This is a genomic window from Rhodococcus sp. MEB041, from assembly GCF_030208955.1.
GTDB lineage: Bacteria > Actinomycetota > Actinomycetes > Mycobacteriales > Mycobacteriaceae > Rhodococcoides.
This window is the reverse complement of record NZ_JARVSZ010000002.1, coordinates 491112-513678: the sequence shown is the minus strand read 5'-3', so window position 1 is coordinate 513678 and position 22567 is coordinate 491112. Positions and strand designations below refer to the sequence as shown.

The window sequence follows — 22567 nt, the reverse complement described above, 5'->3', positions numbered from 1 at the left end:
TCGGGCATTGGTGGCAATCTGGATCGAATGACCGACATCGACCAGAGACTGATCCTGGGGCCGTTCGTCCGCTACGTCAGTACCGATCGCGCGACCTTCTGGGTGGAGACGTCGCACTCCTGCACCGTCACGGTCACCACGTCCTCGGGCGCCTCGGTGGACGAGCGCACGTGGGGTCTCCACGGGCACCACTACGCCCTCGTCGCCGTCGAGGATCTGCCGCAGAACTCCCTTGTCGACTACACCGTCGCGATCGACGGCGAGCAGGTGTGGCCCACTCCCGACCGCCGGGCCGTCGTGCACACGATGTGCGACGACGAGCCCGTCACCGTCGCTTTCGGATCCTGTCGGCGGGGTGACACCTACAGCGACGAGGCGCTGACGCGCATCGGTGCCGACGCGCTGGTCGGGCTCGCCGACCGCGTCGCGAGCGAGGAGCCCGACACCTGGCCGGATCTCCTGGTCTTCCTCGGCGATCAGGTCTACGCGGACGATCCGTCGCCCGAGATCGTCGAGCGCCTGCACGCCCGGCGCGAGGCCGGCGAACGTGCTGCCGGCGCCCGCTCGGAGGAGGTCGAGGACGAGATCTGCGACTTCGAGGAGTACACCTGGCTCTACCAGGAGTCGTGGGGCGACGACCGCGTCCGCCAACTGATGGCCACGGTCCCGACGTGCATGATCCTCGACGACCACGATCTGCGGGACGACTGGAACTCCTCCGCGGACTGGCGCGCGGAGGTGACACAGGCGTCCTGGTGGGAGGACCGCGTGATCGGCGCCTTCTCCTCGTACTGGGTCTACCAACACCTGGGCAACCTGTCCCCGCGCGAACTCGAGGACGACGCGATGTACGCGGCCGTGCGATCCGCCGCGAGCGACTCCGAGCGTGAGACGCTGCTCGCCGAGTTCGCCCTGAAGGCGGACGCGGAACCGTCCTCGGCGCGCTGGAGCTATCACCGCGACATCGGCAACACGCGTCTGGTGATGATCGACAGCCGGTGTTCGCGTGACCTGTCGCCCGAGCGCAGGGCCATGGTCGACGACGTCGAGTGGGCATGGGTGCGCGAGCACACGCTGAAGTCGGGCAAGGAGCACGTGCTCCTGGGTTCCTCGCTGCCCTTCCTCATGCTTCCGGGGCTGCACGCGGTGGAGCAGTGGAACGAAGCGGTGGCGCAGGGCGCGTGGGGGAAGCGGTTCGGTCGGATCGGGGAGAAGCTGCGTATCGCGCTCGATCTCGAGCACTGGGCCGCGTTCGGAAAGTCGTTCGGCGACATGGTGGATCTGGTCGACGAGGTGGTCGTGGGACCGGACGCGCCGAAGTCGGTCGTGTGGTTGTCGGGTGATGTGCACTGCTCCTACGTCGCGAAGGCGGAGACCCGCGTGTCGACGTCGACGTCTCTGTACCAGCTGACGATGTCGCCGTTCCGCAATCCACTGAACCTGCCGATCCGGGCGGTCAACCGCCTGGCGATCCGTCGCCCGGTGGCGAGGATGCTCGCGCGCCTGGCGCGCGGAGCCAAGGCGGAACCCGTGCACGCGGAGTGGAGCACGGAGGCGGGTCCCTGGTTCGACAACGGGGTGATGTCGTTGACCACGGACTCGCAGGCGCTGCGTCTCGAAGTGAACCACGCCGCGGTGGTGAACGGGCGTCAGACGCTCAGCACCACGGCTCGCTACGACCTCACGCCGTCCGGGGTGCGGCAGCGCTGATCGTGCCCGTGCCACGACAGGTAGGGTCTTCCGACGTGGACGCGACCGATTCTCCCTACCTCGCAGGGCTCGATCTGGCCGGTCGTCGCGTGGTCGTCGTCGGTGGGGGCAGTGTCGCGCAGCGGCGGCTCCCGCTGCTGGTGTCGTGCGGTGCGAAGGTCGTCGTCATCACCCGCGAGGCCACCCCGGCCGTCGAGGGCATGGCGAGCTTCGGTCAGATCGAGCTGGAGCTGCGCGACTATCGCGACGGCGATCTGCACGAGGCCTGGTACGCCATCGCCTGCACCGACGAGGCCGAGACCAACGCGGCCATCGTCGCGGAAGCGGCGCGCTCCCGGATCTTCTGCGTGCGCGCGGACGTGGCGAGAGACGGCACGGCGGTCACGCCTGCCAGCGCGGAGTACGACGGTCTGACCGTCGGCGTGCTCGCCAGCGGAGAGCATCGCCGGTCCGCCGCCGTGCGCAACGCCGTGCTGGACGGGCTGCAGTCCGGGGCCATCGCGGACGCACCGGAGAAGTCGATCGCGGGGGTCGCACTCGTGGGCGGTGGACCTGGAGACCCGGACCTCATCACCGTGCGGGGACGCCGCCTGCTGGCGCGTGCCGACGTGGTGGTGGCCGACCGTCTCGCGCCGCCCGAGCTGTTGGCCGAACTGGGACCGCACGTCGAGGTGATCGACGCGTCGAAGATCCCGTACGGCCGGTTCATGGCACAGGAGGCCATCAACGACTCGTTGATCACGCATGCCCGCGCCGGCCGGTTCGTGGTCCGACTCAAGGGCGGCGATCCCTACGTCTTCGGCCGCGGATACGAGGAACTCGAGGCGTGCACCGCAGCGGGCATTCCCGTCACCGTCGTTCCCGGCATCACCAGCGCCATCTCGGTGCCGTCCGCCGCCGGTATCCCGGTCACCCATCGTGGCGTCACGCACGAGTTCGTCGTCGTCAGCGGTCATCTGCGCCCGGATCACCCGGACTCGCTGATCGACTGGCCGTCCCTGGGCCGGTTGCGCGGCACCATCGTGCTGCTCATGGCGGTCGAGCGCATCGGAGCCTTCGCGGACGTGCTCGTCGAGAACGGGCGCGCCGCGGACACGCCGGTCGTGGTGGTCCAGGAGGGCACGACGCGGTCGCAGCGGGTGGTGCGGGCAGATCTGACCACCGTCGCCGAGCGGGTGCGTGCGGAGAACGTGCGCCCCCCGGCAATCATCGTCATCGGACCGGTGGCGGGATTCGACGCCGCGGCCGTGATCGGCGCAGCCTCGTGACCCGGCCGATGACGTATCCCGTGACCGAGCGGGCCTTCGGACTCGCGATCATCGCGCTCAGCGGCATGCAGTTGATGGCCGTGCTCGACGGCACCGTGGTGAACCTCGCGCTCGCTCCGCTGCAGGCCGAACTCGGCCTCAGCGATGCCGGTCGCAACTGGGTGGTCTCGTCGTACGTACTGGCCTTCGGCGGGCTCATGCTCCTCGGCGGGCGCATGGGCGACGCCTTCGGACGCAAGCGCATGTTCCTCGTCGGAGTCGCGCTGTTCACGGTGGCGTCCGCGGCCTGCGGACTCGCGCAGAACGAGGCGATGCTGGTGCTGGCCCGCGTGATCCAGGGCGCCGGCGCCGCGGTCGCGTCGCCCACGGCGTTCGCACTGGTGGCGACCACGTTCGCGCCGGGGCCCGTCCGCAATCAGGCCATCGCCATCTACGCGGCCATGACCGGTGTCGGCTCCTTCTCAGGTCTCATCATCGGCGGGGCGCTCACCGAGGTCTCGTGGCGGTGGATCTTCCTCATCAACGTGCCGATCGGTCTCGCGATCCTGGCCCTGGGATGGCGCGCGCTCACCGAGACGGCCGGCGAACGGGCACCCCTCGACGTGCCGGGGGCGATCCTCGCGACGCTCGGATCCACCGGTGTCGTGTTCGGCATCGTCGAGGGTCCGGAACGAGGCTGGACGGACGTCGTCACCCTCACCGCGATCGTCGTCGGTCTGTTCCTGCTGCTCGCGTTCCTCACCGTCGAGCGGCGCGCCAGGAACCCACTGCTGCCCTTCGAACTCTTCCGCGACCGGGACCGAGTCGCCACCTTCGTCGCCATCTTCTTCTCCGGCGGCTCCCTGTTCGCGATGACCGTGATCGTCGCGGTGTTCGTCCAGGACGTGTTGGACTACAGCCCGCTGCGCGCCGGCATCTCGTTCATCCCGTTCGGTGGCGGCATGGCGCTCGCCGCCGTCGCGTCGTCGTGGCTGGCGCCGCGGGTCGCACCGCGCTGGATCATCGCGACCGGCGCGGTCCTCACCGTCGGGTACCTGATCTTCGCGTCGACCATCACGGTGGAGTCGACGTACTGGAAGAACCTGTTCCTCCCCATCGGCGGCATCGGTTTCGGCGTCGGACTGGCGGTCATCGCCCTCCCGCTCTGCGCGATCGCCAACGTCGACCAGAAGAACATCGGGCCACTCACCGCCATCTCGCTCGTCGCGCAGAACCTGGGTGGCCCACTCGGCCTCGCTGTGGTCAGCGCGATGGCGGCGTCGAAGACGCTCTCACTGGGCGGTCGGACGGGCTCGGCCGTCGACATGACCCGGCCGGAGATCGTCGCGTTGGGAGAGGGCTACACGTTCGCTCTTCTCGGCTGCGCCGTTCTCGCCGCGGTCGCCGCCGTCTCGGCGTTGTTCATCCGCTACAGCGCGGCCGACGTCGCCCAGGCCAAGGCAGCCCAGGACGCGGTTCACCGCTGACGGTCGGCGGGCAGGTCCGCCTCGTTCGCCGCCGCGCGCCCGGACTCCCATCCCGCGAGGTCCAGCCGGGGTCCACGGACCGACCGGGTGGCCGGGAACAGTCGCTCGACCTCTGCCTCGACGGCCACCGTCTGCGTCGCCAGCATCGGCAGCAATTCGCCGGACCGGCGACTCGCCTCCGCGAGGGCCAGCGCGTCCGACTCGGCGAGGCGTTCACCCAGCCGCACGGCATAGGCCCACAGGAACGCGGTGTCGAAGCCGGATGCGGCCTTCTTCCGCCGAGCCGGTCGGGGAGCGCGAGCCAGAGCGCGCGCCGCCTGCACCGAGAGGGAGGTGAAGAGCATCTCGGTCTGCTCCACGTCGACGGGTGCACCCACCACCGTCGCGAGGGCGTGATCGGTGTCCCAGACCACCCGGGTGCGGTTGACCGTCGCCACCACGTGCAGCAATTGGGCACGCGCATCCGCGTGCGGATTGTCGACGTGCACACGCCTGCTCACGACGTCGGTCCGGCCCTCGGCGAGCACGAGGGTGTCGACGGAGTACTTCGTCATCAGTTCCTGCGCCTTCGCGGTGAACGCATCGGCCTCCTCCTCGAACTCGGTCGAGTCCGCCTTGGCGAGAAGCCCCCTGATGCGCCCGAGCATGCCGGACCCGACGACGGTGTCGGGCGGCAGCAGGCGTGCGGTCCGGGCCGACGGCCACTGCGACGGCAGCGCGCCGATCCGGGTGAGTCGGGGCAGGCTCTGCCACCGCCCGAGCAGCGTGAGCACGGCGATCCACTGGTCACTGACGGCGATGTAGTCGGACGCACCGCCGAGGCGCAGACGCGCGGCGAGCAGACTCGGAGACGCGTCGACGGGCGACTCGACGTCCGGGCGCAGCGCCCGGATCGCCTCGACCTGGCGCACCCAGCTCTCGGGTGCGCGCGAGGTGGCGTCGGAGAGTTCGGCCTCGTGCAGGAGGGCCGCCGCGGCGAGTCCGGTGACCTCGGCGGTGCAGTGGCGGCGGACGACGTGCAGCAGGTCGAGCGGTTGCCACCCCTCCTCGTACAGCGCCGTGATCGTGGACAGGAGCGTGACGGACCCCTGAGCGAGGGGATCCGCGTCGGTGCAGGCGACCAACTGGTCCGCGACGTCGTCCACCACGCGTTGCGAGGCGGTGCGACCTACGGCGGCATCGGCGCCGCGCTGCAGCAGTTCCGGGACCGGGTTCATTCGGTCAGCACGATCACCTCGGTCGGCGATGCGACCTCGGCTCGGAGTCCTGCACGGACGGCGACCGCGGCGACGGCCCGTGCGCTCGTGGGTTCCGCGCGGGTGACGGTCAGCGCCCGCGCCAGCAGTCCCTTGTGATGCTTGTTGAAATGGCTGACGACGGTGCGGGATCCGTCCGGTTGCTCGGTGAGCACGGTGGCGGTGACCGCGCCGGGTATGGGGCCCAGGTCGCGGTAGATTCCCGAGCGCAGATCGACGACGAGACCGTCGGCCGCGGCGGTGACCGCCGCGGGCAGCACCGGCTTCCACAGGGCGCGGAGCGTGGGGAGCCCGGGCAGTGCGGACCCGCCCGAGAGCCGGTACGCCGGAACCGGATCGTCCGCTCGCACCGCACCGAAGAGGGCGGACCCGATCGCGAGGCGCTGCCGAGCCCTGGCCTTCTGCGCGCGGGTGAACGATGCCGCGTCCAACGCGTCGAACAACACTCCGGTGTAGCGCTCGAGAGCCGGTCTCGTCGCCGAGACCGTCAGGGCCGCATTGCGCTCGATCTCGTCGTCCTGCTTCGGCGAGAGTCCCAGGGCCGTGCGGGAGGCCGCGGGATCGTCGGCGAGGGACACGAGAGCGTTCACCAGCGTCGATCGGACGTCGGTGAGCTGCGGGAGCCACAGCCGGTCGAGATCGAGCGGATCACCGCGGCCGCCCGCGGACTTGGTTTCGGACGGTGGCAGAAGAACGAGCACGGCAGGAACGGTACCGACACACCCACGGACTAGGCTGTGCGCCTGTGATCACCCGTCTGTCCCACCTGTTCCTGCGCACGCTCCGCGACGATCCCGCCGATGCCGAGGTACCGAGCCACAAGCTCCTGGTGCGCGCCGGCTACGTCCGCCGCATCGCTCCCGGTGTGTACTCGTGGCTGCCGCTCGGGCTCCGGGTGCTGCGCCGCGTCGAGCAGGTGGTGCGCGAGGAGATGAACGCGATCGGTGGCCAGGAGATCTCGCTGCCGGCGCTGCTGCCGCGCGAACCGTACGAGGTGACCAACCGCTGGACCGAGTACGGCGACGGGCTGTTCCGGCTCAAGGATCGCAAGGGCGTCGACATGCTGCTCGGGCCGACGCACGAGGAGCTCTTCGCGCTGACGGTCAAGGGGGAGTACAGCTCCTACAAGGACCTGCCGGTCACGCTGTACCAGATCCAGACCAAGTACCGCGACGAGGAGCGTCCGCGGGCCGGCATCCTGCGCGGCCGTGAGTTCGTCATGAAGGACTCGTACTCGTTCGATCTGGACGAGGCGGGTCTGAAGACCTCCTACGAGGCCCACCGCGAGGCGTACCAGCGAATCTTCGAGCGCCTCGGTGTCAACTACGTCATCGTCGCGGCCACGTCCGGTGCGATGGGCGGGAGCGCGTCCGAGGAGTTCCTCGCGGAATCGGTCGTCGGCGAGGACACCTACGTGCGGTGTGTCGAGTCCGGGTACGCCGCGAACGTCGAGGCCGTCACGACGCCGGCTCCGCCGTCGATCCCCCTCGAGGGCCTGCCGCAACCGACGGTGCACGAGACCGGCGACACCCCGACCATCGCGACCCTCGTCGACTGGGCGAACGGTGCGGATCTCGGCCGCACGGTCACCGCGGCGGACACGCTCAAGAACGTGCTGCTCAAGACACGCGTCCCCGGCGGTGAGTGGGAACTGCTCGCCATCGGCGTTCCCGGTGATCGTGACGTGGACGAGAAGCGACTCGAGGCCTCCCTCGCCCCCGCCGAGTTCGTCATGCTGGGCGACGCGGACTTCGCCGCCAATCCGTTCCTCGTCAAGGGGTACATCGGACCGAAGGCCTTGCAGGACAACGACGTGCGTTACCTCGTCGACCCTCGCGTCGTCGACGGCACGGCGTGGATCACCGGCGCGAACGAGAAGGGCAAGCACGTCGTCGATCTGGTCGCGGGCCGCGATTTCGTCGCGGACGGCACCATCGAGGCCGCCGAGGTGCGCGACGGTGATCCCTCCCCGGACGGCCGCGGCGCACTGGTGTCCGCTCGCGGCATCGAGATCGGCCACATCTTCCAGCTCGGTACCAAGTACACCGACGCCTTCGCGGTCGACGTCCTCGGCGAGAACGGCAAGCCCACCCGCTTGCTCCAGGGCTCGTACGGCGTCGGCGTGTCTCGCCTGGTGGCTGTCATCGCCGAGCAGATGCACGACGACAAGGGTCTGCGGTGGCCCGCGTCCGTCGCACCCGCCGACGTGCACATCGTCATCGCCAACAAGGACGTGGGCGCGCGCGAGGGTGCCGAGGCGCTCGCCGTCGAACTCGACGCGCACGGACTCGAGGTCGTCCTGGACGACCGTCCCAAGGTGTCTCCCGGTGTGAAGTTCAAGGACTCCGAGCTGATCGGTGTGCCGCTCGTCGTCGTCCTCGGTCGCGGCTGGGCGGACGGCACCGTCGAGCTGAAGGATCGCTTCACCGGTGAGGCTCGCGACGTTCCGGCCGAGTCGGCGGGCCGGGAGGTCCTGCGCGCGGTCGGGCGACCCGTGTGAGCACCTCGTCGTCGAGCGAGTCTCTCCCTGCCGTCCTGACCCGGCTCGTCGACGCTCGCCGAGTCCTGCTGATCGCGCCGACACACGGACGATCGGCCGCTCTCGCGGCCGACGCGGTCGGCGAGCGCGGCTCCGTCGTGGTGCTCGCCGCGGACGAGAGCGTCGCGGCCGTCCAGGCCGACACGGAGGCGGCACGAGGCCGGGTGGAGATTGTCGCCGGCGAACCCGCCGGATCGTTGCCGCAGCTCCGCACGGACGACGACACGACCTTCGGTGTGGTGTCCGCCGACGTCTCGCGGGCCGGTGCGGCCGAGGCCGTGCAGTACCTCGAGTGGGCGCTGGTGCTCGGTCGACCCGGGACCGCCGTGGTGGTCACAGGTGACGCCGACGGGGCGACGTGGACAGCGGTGCAGGACATGGTCGACGGTCACCCACGGCTCGCCGCGGCGTCGTGGACTGCGGGCACCGCGGTGATCGTCGCCGCCGTGACCGATCAACCCTGAGTCGAGGTCCCGACCGGCGGAGGGGTCAGGTCGCCGGAGTGCCGGGAAAGGCCACCGTCGACGGGAAGATGCCGAGAATCGCCTTCCACGCCGAGGCGCGCCGAGCTGAGTCCGTGAGGGCGACGATGCCGATGTCGCGGGTGTGCCCGGACTGGGCCCGTTCGACGACCGACCGCCAGGCGACTGCGGCGTCGTCCTCGACCTGCGCCGCGAGCCGTGCCGCCGCCACCGCGTCGGTCACCGGGAACGGCACCGTGTACCCGGCCGCGGGCTCCGGTGCGGTGACGCTGGCCGCGGTCAGGGCGTCGATGGTGCCGTCGCGCCGCGCTCGGTGGTCGGCGGCGTACTGCGCGACCATCGGATCGCGGGTGGGGTTCGAGAACGCCGCGATGACGCCATAGGCGAAGACGGCGGCGAACTCCACGTTCAGTGCGTCCACGAGGGCCTGCTGCTCCGGTCCGAGATCACTCATCCGGCCACCGCCGCGGACGCCAGCGTGCACGCGGCACTGATCGACCCGAGCAGGCCCGCTCGGTAACCGGACAGCGCACGCGCGTCGTCGGCTGCGCTGCGGCCCGCGTCCGACAGCGCCGCGGACAAGTCGGTGAGTGCCGGAGCCGACACCGGCTCGGCAGTGCCGGTCGCCGCAGCGGCGGTCTCCGACACCGTGGGCGGGGGAGTGAGACGTGCGATCTCGGTGTCGAGCGCGTCGGCGTGGGCGGTCCGCTGATCGGCGATCACGGTGAGAGTGTCGACCGCCGCCGGGTTCTGCGCGATCGCCGCCGTCGCGGCGGCCGCGTCGCGGCGGGCCCGGGCGGCATGGGCCGCGAGCGGATCGGGTTGCGCCGCCTCGTCGTCCTGCGCACCGTCCGAGCACGCGACCGTCGAGGCGAGGATCGTCGTGCCCGCTACCGCTGCTCCCGCACCGCGCAACATCGTGCGCCGCGAGAGCGTCGGGAGACTGCGGCCGTGCAGGAAGACCGGTCGGTGCGGAACTGTCGGTGGCACCCGGTCATCGTGCCAGACACGGACACCGTCCCCGCGCCGGACACGAGCACTCTCGGCGCGACGACGCAGCGTGTCGGGAGACGCGCCCCGGTCGCGGTATCGTGGTCCCTTCCCAGTTCGCCGGTGGCGAGCTGTACAACTTCAGCGAGGAGTGGTCGAGCGATGCCGGTTCCATCCAGGGAGAGGGTCGTCGCACTCCTCTCCGCACACGTGGCGGGCCCGGGGTTCACCGACGGCGATCTCGATCTCGAGGACGTCACCGTGTCGAAGGCCGGTGCTCACAGCGTCGTCAAGGTGATCGTCGACCGGGATTCCGGATTCGAGCTCGACGCGCTCGCTCGGCTGAGCCACGAGATCTCCGACATCCTGGACGCGGCAACCGAATTCGGGGATACCGCGTACAACCTCGAGGTGACCACGCCCGGTGTCGACCGACCCCTGACCGAGCCTCGCCACTGGCGTCGTGCTCGCGGCCGGATGGTCACCGTCGTGCTCGGGGACGAGACGATCGACGCCCGCGTCGGGGAGCTCAGGACCTCGGAGGGCGGTACGACCGAACTGGATCTCGTTCTCCGCTCGCGCACCGGTCCGACGCTGCGCACCGTGCCGCTCGACGCGGTCACGTCGGCCACCGTGCAGGTGGAGTTCAAGAAGCCCAATCCTGCGGAGCTCGAGATGGCGGGCGGCGTCACGCCCGGACGCTTCGATCCGCTGAACCCGCCGGAGGAGCCCGTCTCCGGTGACGAAGACGACGACACAGACGACGAAAGCCGATAACGACGTGAACATCGACATGACTGCCCTCCGCGCGATCGAGGCGGAGAAGGGCATCACCATCGACGCGGTGATCGAGACGCTGCAGAGTGCGCTGCTCACCGCGTACAAGCACACGGCCGGTCACCGGTCCGACGCCTACATCGACGTGAATCGCAAGAGTGGCGAGGTCCGCGTCATGGCACGCGAGACCGACGAGAACGGGAACTTCGTCTCCGAGTGGGACGACACCCCCGAGGGGTTCGGTCGCATCGCCGCGACCACCGCGCGTCAGGTCATCCTGCAGCGACTCCGGGACGCCGAGAACGAGAAGTCGTTCGGTGAGTACTCGACGCACGAGGGCGAGATCGTCGGCGGTGTCATCCAGGCCGACGCACGGCTGAACGCACGCGGCACGGTCGTGGTGCGGATCGGTAGCGACTCCGAGGGCGTGGACGCGACCATCCCGCCGGCGGAGCAGGTGCCCGGTGAGACGTACGAGCACGGCGACCGCATCAAGTGCTATGTCGTGGGTGTCACCCGCGGCAATCGCGGCCCGCAGGTCACCCTGTCCCGGACGCACCCCAACCTGGTCCGCAAGGTGTTCGCGCTCGAGGTGCCGGAGATCGCGGACGAGTCCGTGGAGATCGTGTCGGTGGCCCGCGAGGCGGGACACCGGTCGAAGATCGCCGTGCGGACGTCGGTGTCCGGCCTGAACGCCAAGGGCGCGTGCATCGGTCCTATGGGCCAGCGTGTCCGCAACGTCATGAGCGAGCTGGCCGGCGAGAAGATCGACATCATCGACTACGACGACGATCCCGCCGTGTTCGTCGGGAATGCGTTGTCACCGTCGAAGGTTGTCTCTGTCACGGTCGTCGACGCGGCTGCCCGCGCCGCGCGTGTGGTGGTGCCCGACTACCAGTTGTCGCTCGCGATCGGCAAGGAAGGTCAGAACGCGCGGCTCGCCGCGCGCCTGACCGGGTGGCGTATCGACATCCGGAGCGACGCCGCGCCGACCGAGGACGATCACTGAGTCGGCGCGCGCGAGCGGGCGACGTTCCGAACCGGACCGAATCCGCGTTAGACTGTGACACGGCTCGACACGCGTTGTCCGACGACACCGCGTCCGCACCAGCTGGACCGGTGCGTACGTGCGTAGGATGCAGACAGCGCGAGTCGCCTTCCGCCTTGGTGCGGATCGTCGCCGGCGTCTCCGACACCGGCACGGTCGGTGCCGTGGTCGATCATCGCCGCAGACTGCCCGGCCGGGGTGCATGGTTGCATCCCGACGCGACTTGTCTGCAGCAGGCGGAGCGACGTCGAGCCTTCGGGCGTGCCTTGCGCGTGACCGGTCCGCTGGACCTGTCCGCGCTTGCCCGAGAGTTCGCACCGTGACGGTGTGGACCACACCCGATCGACCGGCCGAACGGTCGCGGCACCTCGCCGCGCCACGAGGAGAACAGGTACACGAATTCATGAGCACACCGTGAAGCACCGACGATGAACATCGTTTCGAGATAACCCGAGGTCGTGCGGGCGCCTGCCATAGGAGCCGCGCTCGACCTCTCAGTGAGGAGAGCAGTGGCAGGCAAGGCCCGCGTGCACGAGTTGGCTAAAGAACTCGGTGTCACCAGCAAGGATCTACTCGCTCGGCTGAAAGAGCAGGGCGAGTTCGTGAAGTCGGCGTCGTCGACCGTGGAAGCACCGGTCGCGCGACGTCTCCGTGAGTCGTACCCGTCCGCGTCCGGCGACGCGGCACCGTCGACCGGCGCCCGTCCGTCCGGAAACGGCGCAGGCCCGAAGCCGGGCGGCCCCCGCCCCGGTCCGAAGCCGGCTCCGGCGGCCCCCGAGGCACCGGCCGCAGCAGCATCCGAGGCGCCCGCCGCGCAGGCTCCGGCCCCGTCGGCTCCCGCCGCCCCGGCACCCGCTGCCCCGGCTCCGACACCCGCAGCACCTGCCGCTCCCGCGGCACCGGCTGCTCCGGCGGCACCCGCCCCCGAGGCACCGGCAGCGTCGGCGCCCACAGCGCCCACAGCGCCCGCTGCTCCCGGCCCCAAGCCGGGACCGAAGGCACCGCGCGTCGGCAACAATCCCTACTCGTCCGCACCCGTCGAGCGCCCCGCGCCGCGTCCCGCTCCGGGACAGGCCGGTCCGCGACCCGGCGCCCCGCGTCCGGCTCCGGGCCAGGGTGGACCTCGTCCGGCCGGCGGCGCACCCGCTCAGGGTGGAGCAGGTCGTCCCCCCGCAGGTCAGGGTGGACCTCGCCCCGGCGGACCCCGTCCCAATCCCGGCTCCATGCCTCCCCGCCCGAACCCGGGTGCCATGCCGAGCCGCTCGGCTCGTCCGGCTCCCGCAGCCGGCGGTCGTCCGGGTCGTCCCGGCGGCGCACCGGGCGGTCGTCCCGGCGGTGCCGGTGGCGGCGGCGGTTACCGCGGTGGCGGCGGCGGTGCACCCGGCGCTCCCGGTGCCGGCGCACCTGCCGGTGGCGGCTTCCGTGGTCGTCCCGGTGGCGGTGGCCGTCCCGGCCAGCGCGGTGCCGCGGCAGGCGCGTTCGGTCGTCCCGGCGGCGCAGTCCGTCGTGGCCGCAAGTCGAAGCGGGCGAAGCGCGCCGAGTACGAATCCATGCAGGCTCCCGCAGTCGGTGGCGTGCGGTTGCCCCGTGGCAACGGTGAGACGATCCGTCTCGCTCGCGGCGCATCGCTGTCCGACTTCGCGGACAAGATCGACGCGAACCCGGCTGCACTCGTGCAGGCGCTGTTCAACCTCGGCGAGATGGTGACGGCGACTCAGTCGGTCAACGACGAGACGCTGGAGCTGCTCGGCGGCGAGATGAACTACGTCGTCCAGGTCGTGAGCCCGGAGGACGAGGACCGCGAACTGCTGAACTCGTTCGACCTCACCTACGGCGAGGACGAGGGCGGCGAGGACGAGCTCGAGCAGCGTCCCCCCGTGGTCACCGTCATGGGTCACGTCGACCACGGCAAGACGCGACTGCTGGACTCGATCCGTAACGCCACCGTGCGTGAGGGCGAGGCCGGTGGCATCACGCAGCACATCGGTGCCTACCAGGTCCTCACCGAGCTCGAGGGCAACGAGCGTCTGGTCACCTTCATCGACACCCCCGGTCACGAGGCCTTCACGGCCATGCGTGCCCGTGGTGCGAAGGCCACCGACCTCGCGATCCTCGTGGTCGCGGCCGACGACGGCGTCATGCCGCAGACGGTGGAGGCGATCAACCACGCCCAGGCAGCAGACGTGCCGATCGTGGTCGCGGTCAACAAGATCGACAAGGAAGGCGCGAACCCGGACAAGATCCGGCAGCAGCTGACCGAGTACGGCCTCATCGCCGAGGAGTACGGCGGCGACACGATGTTCGTCGACATCTCGGCCAAGCAGGGCACCAACATCGATGCCCTTCTCGAAGCAGTGCTGTTGACGGCCGACGCGGCGCTCGATCTGCGCGCCAACCCGGACATGGACGCACAGGGTGTCGCCATCGAGGCACATCTCGACCGTGGTCGCGGACCGGTGGCCACCGTGCTCATCGCTCGCGGAACCCTGCGTGTCGGTGACTCGATCGTCGCCGGCGATGCCTACGGTCGCGTCCGTCGCATGGTCGACGAGCACGGCGAGGACGTCATCGAGGCGCTCCCGTCGCGTCCCGTCCAGGTCATCGGCTTCACGTCGGTGCCGGGTGCCGGTGACAACCTGCTCGTCGTCGACGAGGACCGCATCGCCCGTCAGATCGCGGACCGCCGCAACGCTCGCAAGCGCAACGCGCTGGCAGCGAAGTCGCGCAAGCGGATCAGCCTCGACGATCTCGATGCCGCACTGAAGGAGACGTCGCAGCTCAACCTGATCCTGAAGGGCGACAACTCCGGCACCGTGGAGGCCTTGGAGGAGGCGCTCGTCGGTATCGCGATCGACGACGAGGTCGAACTGCGCGTCATCGACCGCGGCGTGGGTGGTGTCACCGAGACCAACGTCAACCTGGCGTCGGCGTCCAACGCGATCATCATCGGCTTCAACGTCCGTGCCGAGGGCAAGGCGACGGAGCTGGCGAACCGCGAGGGCGTGGACATCCGGTACTACTCGGTGATCTACCAGGCGATCGACGAGATCGAGAAGGCGCTCAAGGGTCTGCTCAAGCCGGTCTACGAAGAGGTCACGCTGGGCCAGGCCGAGATCCGCGCGCTGTTCCGTTCCTCGAAGGTCGGAAACATCGCCGGTTGCCTCGTCACCTCGGGTCTGGTGCGCCGCAACGCGAAGGCTCGACTGCTGCGTGACAACAACGTGGTCGCCGAGCTCGTCACCATCTCGTCGCTCCGGCGCGAGAAGGAGGACGCCACCGAGGTCCGCGAGGGCTACGAGTGTGGTCTGACGGTGACGTACTCCGACATCAAGGTCGGAGACGTCGTGGAGGCGTACGAGCTTCGGGAGAAGCCGCGCGACTGATCGACGAGAACGAACGGGTGTGGCCCGCGGCATGTCCGCGGGCCACACCCGTTGGTCGAAGACGGTGTCCGACCCTGCTATCGATGAGGTGCTCGTGTTTCTCGGTGCTCTCGAACTCGACATCCTGCTCGGCGACGTACATTCGCTGAAGGAGAAACGTTCGGTGATCAAGCCCGTCGTCGCTGCCCTGCAGCGCTTCGGTGTGTCGGCCGCCGAGACCGGGGAACAGGAGCGTTACCGTCGTTCGATGGTGGGTGTCGCCATCGCCACCGGGGACGTCGCCCACCTGCACGAGGTACTCGACTCGTGCGAGCGACACGTGGCCGAGAGGCCGGAACTACAACTACTCGCAGTTCGGCGCCGAGTGTTCGGGCCAGAGGACTGATGGACGAAGGAGACGCATCGTGGTGGACCAAGCCCGCGCTCGTAAACTGGCCAAGCGCATCGGTGCGATCGTCGCGACGGCCATCGATCACGAGATCAAGGATCCGCGGCTGTCGTTCGTGACGGTCACCGACACCAAGGTGACCCCGGACCTTCACGACGCCACCGTCTACTACACCGTGCGCGGCGAGACGCTCGACGCCGAGCCCGATTTCCAGGCTGCCGCTCTGGGTCTGGAGAAGGCCAAGGGCGCTCTGCGCACCAAGGTCGGTGCCGGTACCGGCGTGCGCTTCACCCCGACGCTGACCTTCCGTGCGGACACGGTGCCCGACACCGCGCGCCACATGGAGGAACTGCTCGAGCGTGCCCGCCAGATCGACGACAAGGTGGCTCAGGCCGCTGCGGGGGCGCAGCCCGCCGGTGATCCGGATCCGTACAAGGTGCCTCGAAGCGACACCGACGAGCTCTGAGACCCCGGTGACCGACACGCTGCGCGCAGACCTGCAGAATGCCGTCCGTCTACTCGAGGACGCCCGGACGGTGACTCTGCTGTGCCACGTGCAACCCGACGCCGACACCATCGGCAGTGCGCTCGCCCTGGCCATCGCGCTCTCGCGACGCGGCGCGCGGCCGACCGTGTCCTTCGCGGCGCCCGCCTCGTTGCCCGAGTCGATGATCGGTCTGCCGGGAGCGGAGTTCCTGGTGCCGCCCGCCGAGGTCCCGACGGACGCGGATTTGGTGGTCACCGTGGACGCCGGCAGTCGAGGCAGGCTCGGGTCGCTGGGTGACCGGTTGGACGGCGCCGTGTCCCTGGTCGTCGACCATCACCGGTCCAACACCTTCTACGGCACGCATCACGTGATCGATGCGAGTGCGGAGTCCACCACAGCGGTGGTCGCCGTGCTGTTCGACGAGTGGGGCGTCGAGATCGACCGGGACCTCGCGCACTGCCTGTTCGCCGGCCTCGTGACCGACACCGGATCGTTCCGCTGGGTCCGGCCGGGCTCCCACCTGCTGGCCGAGCGACTTCTCGCGACCGGGATCGACGGCGCCGCCATCTCGCGCCGCCTGCTCGACACCCACCCCTTCGCCTGGCTGCCGATGCTGGGCGCCGTCCTCGGCTCGGCGCGCCTGGTGCCGGACGCGGCCGGCTCGCGTGGGCTCGTCTACGCGATCGTGCGGCTCGAGGACTCTCGCGGACTGCGTCCCGAGGAGATCGAGAGCGTCGTGGACATCGTGCGCACCACCGCGGAGGCCGAGGTGGCCGCCGTGTTCAAGCAGAACGAGGCGGGCTGGGCCGTGTCGTTGCGCGCGAAGAGCAGTGTCGACGTCTCCGTCGTGGCGTCCGCGCTGGGTGGGGGCGGCCACAAGTTCTCCGCCGGCTACACCGCGACGGGCCCGATCGAGGACGACGTCGACGCCCTGGTCGCCGCGCTCGGGTGACCGATCGCTCCGCCGTGGACGGGCGGGTGTCCGCTCGCACCCTGTTCGGCCTCGCGTTCCCCGCACTCGGCGTCCTGGTGGCCGAGCCGCTGTACCTGCTCTTCGACTCCGCGGTGGTGGGTCGACTCGGTGCGCTCCCACTCGCGGGTCTGGCCGTCGGTGGCCTCGTTCTCGCCCAGGTGAGTACGCAGCTGACGTTTCTCTCGTACGGGACGACCGCGCGCGCGGCACGGCTGCACGGTGCGGGCCGGGACGACGACGCCCGCAACGAGGGCGTCCAGGCCACGTGGCTCGCAGTGGTGCTGGGCCTCCTGCTGATCCTGGTGGTCCAGCTCTTCGCGAACCCGATCCTGTCGGTGCTGGGCGGCGGGGGAGACATCACCGCCGAGGCCACCACGTGGCTCCGAGTCGGCGTGCTCGGCACCCCGTTGATCCTCGTCACGCTCGCCGGGAACGGGTGGATGCGCGGCGTGCAGGACACCGTGCGGCCGTTGCGGTACGTGGTGGCGGGGCTCGCACTGTCGGCCGTGCTGTGTCCCGTCCTCGTGCACGGTCTGATCGGCGTTCCGGCCCTCGGCCTCGTCGGGTCCGCCGTGGCCAACGTCATCGGCCAGGCCGTCGCAGCGACGCTGTTCGTCTCCGCCCTGATGCGCGGGCCGCGGACCCGCTCGCTCCGGCCGGATCTCGCGATCATCCGCCGCCAGCTCGTCCTCGGCCGGGACCTCGTGCTCCGCTCGTTCGCCTTCCAGGCCTGCTTCCTGTCCGCGGTGACCGTGGCGTCACGCTTCGGTGCCGGTGCGGTCGGGGCCCATCAGGTGGTTCTGCAGTTGTGGAATCTCGTCGCGTTGATGCTGGACTCGTTGGCCATCGCCGCACAGTCCCTGGTCGGCGCCGCGTTGGGAGCGGGCCGTGGCCGCGCCGCGTCGATGCTCGCCTCGCGGGTGACCGCGTGGTCCGTCGGTTTCGCCGTCGTGCTCGCAGGACTGTTCGCCGCCACCCACGCCGTGATCCCGCCGCTCTTCACGTCCGACTCGTCGACCCTGACGAGCATCGACGGCATCTGGTGGTTGTTCGTCGCGCTGATCCCCGTCGCCGGCGTCGTGTTCGCCCTCGACGGTGTGCTGCTCGGGGCCGGTGATGCCGCCTTCCTGCGGAACGCGACTCTCGCGAGCGCCGTCGTCGGATTCCTACCGCTGATCTGGCTCGCGGCGATCCTCGACTGGGGGTTGCCGGGAATCTGGGTGGGCCTGATGGTGTTCGTCAGCCTGAGAGCGGTCTCCGTGGTCTGGCGGACCGCGTCGGGCGCCTGGATCAGAACGGGGACCGATACCGTCGGGAGCCGAACATCAACCGCAGAAGGGTCGTGAGTGTGCCAGCCAAGTTGTGGGCCGTCAGCGACATCCACGTCGGTCACAAGGGCAACCGGCCCGTCACCGAGGCCATCGAACCGGAGAGCCCCGAGGACTGGCTGATCGTCGCCGGAGACGTGTCGGAGAAGACGGACGACATTCGCTGGGCGCTCGCCGAGCTGAAGTCGAAGTTCGACACCGTGATCTGGGTGCCGGGAAACCACGAGCTGTGGACCACGGTCAAGGACCCGGTACAGATGCACGGTGAGGCGCGCTACGACTACCTGGTCACGATGTGCCGGGAACTGGGTGTGCTGACGCCCGAGGACCCGTTCCCCGTGTGGGAGGGGGAGGTCGGGCAGGCCGGAGGCCGGTCGGGGTATTTGGGCCCCGTCACGCTGGTGCCGATGTTCGTGTTGTACGACTACTCTTTCCTGCCTGCGGGCACCACGAACAAGCTCGACGGTCTGGCGCTGGCGCGCAGCCGCAACGTGGTGGCCACCGACGAGTTCCTCATCACCCCGACGCCCTACGCGTCCCTCGACGCGTGGTGCGCGGCGCGGCTGGCGATCACCGAGAAGCGGTTGGCCGAGGTGGACACCTCGATCCCGACGGTGCTGATCAACCACTGGCCGCTGGTGCGGCAGCCCACCGAGGTGCTGTTCTATCCCGAGTTCGCCCTCTGGTGCGGAACCACGGCGACCAAGGACTGGCACACCCGCTACAACGCCCTGTGTGCGGTCTACGGCCACCTCCACATCCCACGGACGACGTACTACGACGGCGTGCGGTTCGAGGAAGTGTCGGTGGGCTACCCGCGCGAGTGGAAACGCCGCGGACTCCCGGATCAGGTGCTGCGACAGATCCTTCCGGTCCCCGAGTACCCGCCGGGATCGTTGAACAAGTTCGGCGGCCACTTCACGGTCACGCCGGAGATGGAAGCGGAAGTGGAGAAGATGCGAGCGGAGAAGCGACTGTGACGACGGCACGAGAGACCTCCCTGCTCGGCGGGCTGCTCGCGCGCGGCGTCGTCGCCGAGGAGCTGTTCGAGGATCCGCCCGGTCTCACCCCGCACCCCCGCGAGGCGCATCTCGTGGAGAAGGCCGTCGACAAGCGCAAGCGCGAGTTCACCTCGGCGCGGCACTGCGCCCGACTCGCGATGGGCCGGCTCGGACTCGAGCCCGGTCCGATCCTGCGCGGCGAGATGGGATCGCCGGTGTGGCCGGGCGGCGTCGTCGGCTCGCTCACGCACTGCGACGGCTATCGCGCCGCCGCCGTGGGCTACGCGTTGCAGGTCCGCTCGGTGGGCATCGACGCGGAACCGCACGAACCGCTGCCGGACGGCGTGCTGAAAGCCGTGAGCATCGAGGCCGAGCGTGAGGTCCTGGCCACCCGCACCGACGACGAGGTGCAGTGGGACAAATTGCTGTTCTGCGCGAAGGAGGCGACGTACAAGGCCTGGTACCCGCTGACCGGGCGGTGGCTCGGATTCGAGGACGCGCACATCACCTTCGAGCGCGATGCCGACTCGGCGGGACGCTCGACCGTCACCGGTACCTTCCGCTCCCGGCTGCTGGTCCCCGGCGACACCACCAGCGGCGCACCGCTCACCTCCTTCGACGGACGCTGGGCCGTCTCCGACGGCCTCGTCGTCACTGCGATCACGGTCTTCTGACGGCCGGCCTCCGGCCTTCCCGCGATCTTCTGACAGACTTCTCCCTCGTGCCAGCTCACCCCAAACCCCCCACAGGACTCGACGGCGCCGGACTTCTGGTGGTGGACAAGAGTGGCGGAGTCACCAGCCACGACGTCGTCTCCGCCTGTCGCAAGGCCTTGAAGACGCGCCGCATCGGACACGCCGGCACGCTCGATCCCATGGCGACGGGGGTGCTGGTGCTCGGTGTCGAGCGAGCGACCAAGATGCTGGGTCTGCTCTCGCTGACCACCAAGGAGTACACCGCGACCGTCCGCCTCGGAGCCGCCACCACCACCGACGACGCCGAGGGCGAGACGGTGTCGACGGCGGACACGAGTGCGGTGACGGACTCCGGGATCGACGAGGCCGTCGCCGCGCTGACCGGGAAGATCAGTCAGGTCCCGTCGAGTGTCAGCGCCATCAAGGTGGACGGCAAGCGCGCCCACGCTCTCGTTCGGGAGGGCGAGGACGTCGTGCTCGAACCGCGCACGGTCACCGTCTCCCGCTTCGACGTCCTGGAGCGTCGCCGGGGGAGCGACGTGATCGATCTGGACGTCCACGTCGAGTGCACGTCCGGGACCTACGTGCGGGCGCTCGCGCGAGACCTGGGTGCGTCCCTGGGCGTCGGCGGCCACCTGACCGCGTTGCGGCGCACCCGGGTCGGACCGTTCACGTTGGAGCACGCCCGCACTCTCGACGAGGTGCGGGACGACCCGCACGTGAGCCTCGACATCGACGCTGCCGCTCGCACGGCGTTCCCGCACCGGACGGTCACGTCGGACGAGGCCGAATCGTTGAGCCAGGGACGCTGGCTCGACCCGATCGGGATGCCCGGCATCTACGCGGCACTGGACGAGAACGGCCACACCATCGCCCTGGTGCAGGAACGCGGCAAGCGGGCCAGCACCGTGATGGTCGTGCGGCCGGCCACGCTGCGCCCCTGAGTTCGTCGGGGCGGTCCGGCGTCAGTCCGTGGTCATCCAGATCGCCTCGGCGGCAACATGACCCAGGTCGAGTACCGTGTCGGCCACCTGCACGGCCACGGTCCCGGCGAAGTCGCGGCGCTCGACCATCGTGATCGACAGGTCGAGGGTGATGCCGATGGAATCGAAGTACCGCAGCATGTCCGGATCCGAGTCGGAGATGCGGGTGACGTGGCCCTTCTGGCCCGCGACGAAATCGCTGAGCGGTACCGCCGGCGGCGCGGGAATGGTGCCGTCGATGGTAGGGATGGGATCACCGTGCGGGTCGCGTGACGGCCGACCGAGTTTGGCGTCGATGCGCTCGACGAGCAGGTCCGACACCGCGTGTTCGAGCACCTCGGCCTCGTCGTGCACCTCGTCCCAGCCGTAGCCCATCTCCTCGACCAGCCAGGTCTCGATGAGCCGATGCCTGCGGACCATGCCGATGGCGGCGCGCCGCCCGGCCTCGGTGAGCGTGATTGACCCGTAGCGGGCGTGGTCGACGAGGCCCTGATCGGCGAGTTTGCGTACCGCCTCGGAGACCGTGGACGGCGAGACGCACATCCGGGAGGCGAGCATCTTGGTGCTCACCGGCTCGTCGGAGTACTCGCTCGCGGTCCAGATGACCTTGAGGTAGTCCTGCGCGACGGTGGAGAGGGCAGGGGCTGGCACGCCGACAGCTTAGCCGTCGGTGCGCCGGACGTGACCGGTCGATCGTCGGCCCGTAGGCTCCTGGTCGTGGAGAGATGGCGAGGTCTCGACGATGTCCCGGCCGACTGGGGCAGATGTGTTCTGACGATCGGCGTGTTCGACGGCGTACACCGCGGCCACGCCCAATTGATCGACCGCGCCGTGACATCGGCGGCGGCACGCGGAGTGCCGAGTGTGCTCATGACCTTCGATCCGCATCCGATGGAAGTGGTGCGTCCGGGCAGTCACCCGGCCCAGCTGACCACCCTCACCCGGCGTGCCGAACTGGCCGAGGAACTGGGCATCGACGTCTTCTGCGTCATGCCTTTCACGCCGGAGTTCATGAAGCTCACCCCCGATCGCTACATCCACGACATCCTCGTCGAGCGGCTGCACGCCGCCGAGGTCGTGGTGGGGGAGAACTTCACGTTCGGCAAGAAGGCCGCCGGCAACGTCGCTCTGCTCCGGTCCGCCGGCACGCGGTTCGGGTTCGCGGTCGACGGTGTCACTCTGCTGGCCGAGGAGTCGGTCACGTTCTCCTCCACCTACATTCGTGCCTGCGTCGACGCCGGTGACGTCGCGGCCGCCGCCGACGCGCTCGGTCGACCCCACCGAGTCGAGGGCGTGGTGGTGCACGGTGACGGCCGTGGCCGCACCATCGGCTACCCCACGGCCAACGTCAAGCCGCCCATGCACGCCGCCATCCCGGCGGACGGGGTGTACGCGTCGTGGTTCACGGTGCTCGGGCCCGGACCGATCATGGGTACCGTGACTCCCGGAAAGCGTTGTCGCGCAGCGGTGTCGGTGGGGACCAATCCCACGTTCTCGGGGCGCACCCGCACGGTGGAGGCGTTCGTCCTGGACGGCGACGCCGATCTCTACGGGCAGCACGTCGCGGTGGACTTCGTCGAGCGTCTGCGCGGCATGGAGGCCTTCGCGTCGGTGGACGAGCTGATCGCGCAGATGGATCTCGACGTCGACCGCGCCCGCGACATCCTCGCCGCCCTGGACGCCTGAATGAAGAGGTGTCGTTCGGGCCTCGGCCACTGAGGTAGGATGGACGACTGTTGTTCGCTGCGGTCCGCGGCGGCTGCAACACCGCGCCCTCGGGTGCGGCACCATCC

The 22567-nt window shown here is 69.8% G+C and carries 22 protein-coding genes; 17 read left to right on the top strand and 5 right to left on the bottom strand.

Annotated elements, in window-relative coordinates:
* The first annotated feature begins 27 nt into the window (after positions 1 to 27).
* Genes QRN16_RS06380 through QRN16_RS06370 form a run of 3 tightly spaced genes read left to right on the top strand, consistent with a single transcriptional unit; the run spans position 28 to position 4444 of the window.
* A complete protein-coding gene (locus QRN16_RS06380; RefSeq protein WP_027505066.1) occupies positions 28 to 1710 on the top strand; it encodes an alkaline phosphatase D family protein in 1683 nt (560 codons plus the stop codon).
* 35 nt (positions 1711 to 1745) lie between these two features.
* On the top strand, positions 1746 to 2978 hold the full coding sequence (cobA, locus tag QRN16_RS06375) for a uroporphyrinogen-III C-methyltransferase (RefSeq protein ID WP_285185093.1): 1233 nt from the start codon (positions 1746 to 1748) through the stop codon (positions 2976 to 2978).
* A gap of 8 nt (positions 2979 to 2986) precedes the next feature.
* Positions 2987 to 4444 (top strand): MFS transporter, encoded by a 1458-nt coding sequence (locus QRN16_RS06370; RefSeq protein WP_285185092.1) that lies wholly within the window; start codon positions 2987 to 2989, stop codon positions 4442 to 4444.
* Here QRN16_RS06370 and QRN16_RS06365 read toward each other — a convergent pair.
* Together QRN16_RS06365 and yaaA are read right to left on the bottom strand one after the other, a co-directional pair.
* The gene (locus QRN16_RS06365) at positions 4435 to 5661 is read right to left on the bottom strand and encodes a DUF2786 domain-containing protein (protein ID WP_285185091.1); all 1227 of its coding nucleotides are present in this window, start codon (positions 5659 to 5661) and stop codon (positions 4435 to 4437) included. The genes QRN16_RS06370 and QRN16_RS06365 overlap by 10 nt on opposite strands.
* Positions 5658 to 6401, bottom strand: a complete 744-nt coding sequence (gene yaaA / locus QRN16_RS06360; protein ID WP_027505070.1) for a peroxide stress protein YaaA — start codon at positions 6399 to 6401, stop codon at positions 5658 to 5660. The genes QRN16_RS06365 and yaaA overlap by 4 nt, the downstream gene beginning before the upstream one ends.
* 44 nt (positions 6402 to 6445) lie before the next feature.
* On the opposite strand from yaaA, the gene QRN16_RS06355 reads away from it, so the two are divergent.
* Entirely contained in the window at positions 6446 to 8200 is a 1755-nt protein-coding gene (locus QRN16_RS06355; protein WP_285185090.1) for a proline--tRNA ligase, read from the top strand.
* Entirely contained in the window at positions 8197 to 8703 is a 507-nt protein-coding gene (locus QRN16_RS06350; protein ID WP_056444993.1) for a hypothetical protein, read from the top strand. The genes QRN16_RS06355 and QRN16_RS06350 overlap by 4 nt, the downstream gene beginning before the upstream one ends.
* A 25-nt stretch (positions 8704 to 8728) precedes the next feature.
* Here QRN16_RS06350 and QRN16_RS06345 read toward each other — a convergent pair whose 3' ends face one another.
* Positions 8729 to 9175 (bottom strand): ferritin-like domain-containing protein, encoded by a 447-nt coding sequence (locus tag QRN16_RS06345; protein ID WP_027505072.1) that lies wholly within the window; start codon positions 9173 to 9175, stop codon positions 8729 to 8731.
* Positions 9172 to 9711, bottom strand: coding sequence for a hypothetical protein (locus tag QRN16_RS06340; RefSeq protein ID WP_231476265.1), 540 nt, complete (start codon positions 9709 to 9711; stop codon positions 9172 to 9174). Before QRN16_RS06340 ends, QRN16_RS06345 begins: the two co-directional genes overlap by 4 nt.
* 162 nt (positions 9712 to 9873) lie before the next feature.
* Between QRN16_RS06340 and rimP the strand changes: the two genes are divergently transcribed.
* From rimP to truB, 11 genes are all read left to right on the top strand, one after another.
* The gene (gene rimP, locus QRN16_RS06335; protein ID WP_027505074.1) at positions 9874 to 10488 is read left to right on the top strand and encodes a ribosome maturation factor RimP; all 615 of its coding nucleotides are present in this window, start codon (positions 9874 to 9876) and stop codon (positions 10486 to 10488) included.
* A gap of 4 nt (positions 10489 to 10492) precedes the next feature.
* Positions 10493 to 11497 (top strand): transcription termination factor NusA, encoded by a 1005-nt coding sequence (gene nusA / locus QRN16_RS06330; RefSeq protein ID WP_027505075.1) that lies wholly within the window; start codon positions 10493 to 10495, stop codon positions 11495 to 11497.
* Positions 11446 to 11859: a YlxR family protein gene (locus QRN16_RS06325; protein ID WP_374197734.1), complete on the top strand. Its 414-nt coding sequence runs from the start codon at positions 11446 to 11448 to the stop codon at positions 11857 to 11859. Before nusA ends, QRN16_RS06325 begins: the two co-directional genes overlap by 52 nt.
* Before the next feature lie 186 nt (positions 11860 to 12045).
* Positions 12046 to 14919, top strand: coding sequence for a translation initiation factor IF-2 (gene infB, locus QRN16_RS06320; RefSeq protein ID WP_285185089.1), 2874 nt, complete (start codon positions 12046 to 12048; stop codon positions 14917 to 14919).
* 94 nt (positions 14920 to 15013) lie between these two features.
* The gene (locus QRN16_RS06315) at positions 15014 to 15304 is read left to right on the top strand and encodes a DUF503 domain-containing protein (RefSeq protein WP_027505078.1); all 291 of its coding nucleotides are present in this window, start codon (positions 15014 to 15016) and stop codon (positions 15302 to 15304) included.
* Between the two features lie 19 nt (positions 15305 to 15323).
* The gene (rbfA, locus tag QRN16_RS06310; protein WP_027505079.1) at positions 15324 to 15773 is read left to right on the top strand and encodes a 30S ribosome-binding factor RbfA; all 450 of its coding nucleotides are present in this window, start codon (positions 15324 to 15326) and stop codon (positions 15771 to 15773) included.
* 7 nt (positions 15774 to 15780) lie between these two features.
* Positions 15781 to 16746 (top strand): DHH family phosphoesterase, encoded by a 966-nt coding sequence (locus QRN16_RS06305; RefSeq protein ID WP_285185088.1) that lies wholly within the window; start codon positions 15781 to 15783, stop codon positions 16744 to 16746.
* Positions 16743 to 18113, top strand: a complete 1371-nt coding sequence (locus tag QRN16_RS06300; RefSeq protein WP_285185087.1) for an MATE family efflux transporter — start codon at positions 16743 to 16745, stop codon at positions 18111 to 18113. The genes QRN16_RS06305 and QRN16_RS06300 overlap by 4 nt, the downstream gene beginning before the upstream one ends.
* 2 nt (positions 18114 to 18115) lie before the next feature.
* Complete coding sequence (locus tag QRN16_RS06295; protein ID WP_222637683.1) at positions 18116 to 19075, top strand: metallophosphoesterase family protein; 960 nt, start codon at positions 18116 to 18118, stop codon at positions 19073 to 19075.
* A gap of 20 nt (positions 19076 to 19095) precedes the next feature.
* The gene (locus QRN16_RS06290) at positions 19096 to 19770 is read left to right on the top strand and encodes a 4'-phosphopantetheinyl transferase family protein (RefSeq protein ID WP_056445312.1); all 675 of its coding nucleotides are present in this window, start codon (positions 19096 to 19098) and stop codon (positions 19768 to 19770) included.
* Between the two features lie 47 nt (positions 19771 to 19817).
* Positions 19818 to 20735, top strand: coding sequence for a tRNA pseudouridine(55) synthase TruB (truB, locus tag QRN16_RS06285; RefSeq protein WP_056444968.1), 918 nt, complete (start codon positions 19818 to 19820; stop codon positions 20733 to 20735).
* A 21-nt stretch (positions 20736 to 20756) separates the two neighbouring features.
* On the opposite strand, the gene QRN16_RS06280 is transcribed toward truB, so the two are convergent.
* Positions 20757 to 21425 carry a metal-dependent transcriptional regulator gene (locus QRN16_RS06280; protein WP_027505084.1) on the bottom strand — a complete coding sequence of 223 codons (669 nt, stop codon included), beginning with the start codon at positions 21423 to 21425 and terminating at the stop codon, positions 20757 to 20759.
* 66 nt (positions 21426 to 21491) lie between these two features.
* On the opposite strand from QRN16_RS06280, the gene QRN16_RS06275 reads away from it, so the two are divergent.
* Positions 21492 to 22460 (top strand): bifunctional riboflavin kinase/FAD synthetase, encoded by a 969-nt coding sequence (locus tag QRN16_RS06275; RefSeq protein WP_222637681.1) that lies wholly within the window; start codon positions 21492 to 21494, stop codon positions 22458 to 22460.
* Positions 22461 to 22567: the final 107 nt, after the last annotated feature.

What these genes read in the sequence shown, in the direction of transcription:
- QRN16_RS06370 (WP_285185092.1), top strand. Translation starts at nt 2,987, where the DNA reads ATGACGTATCCCGTGACCGAGCGGGCCTTCGGACTCGCGATCATCGCG.
- rimP (WP_027505074.1), top strand. Translation starts at nt 9,874, where the DNA reads ATGCCGGTTCCATCCAGGGAGAGGGTCGTCGCACTCCTCTCCGCACAC.
- QRN16_RS06365 (WP_285185091.1), bottom strand. Translation starts at nt 5,661, where the DNA reads ATGAACCCGGTCCCGGAACTGCTGCAGCGCGGCGCCGATGCCGCCGTA.
- QRN16_RS06380 (WP_027505066.1), top strand. Translation starts at nt 28, where the DNA reads ATGACCGACATCGACCAGAGACTGATCCTGGGGCCGTTCGTCCGCTAC.
- QRN16_RS06345 (WP_027505072.1), bottom strand. Translation starts at nt 9,175, where the DNA reads ATGAGTGATCTCGGACCGGAGCAGCAGGCCCTCGTGGACGCACTGAAC.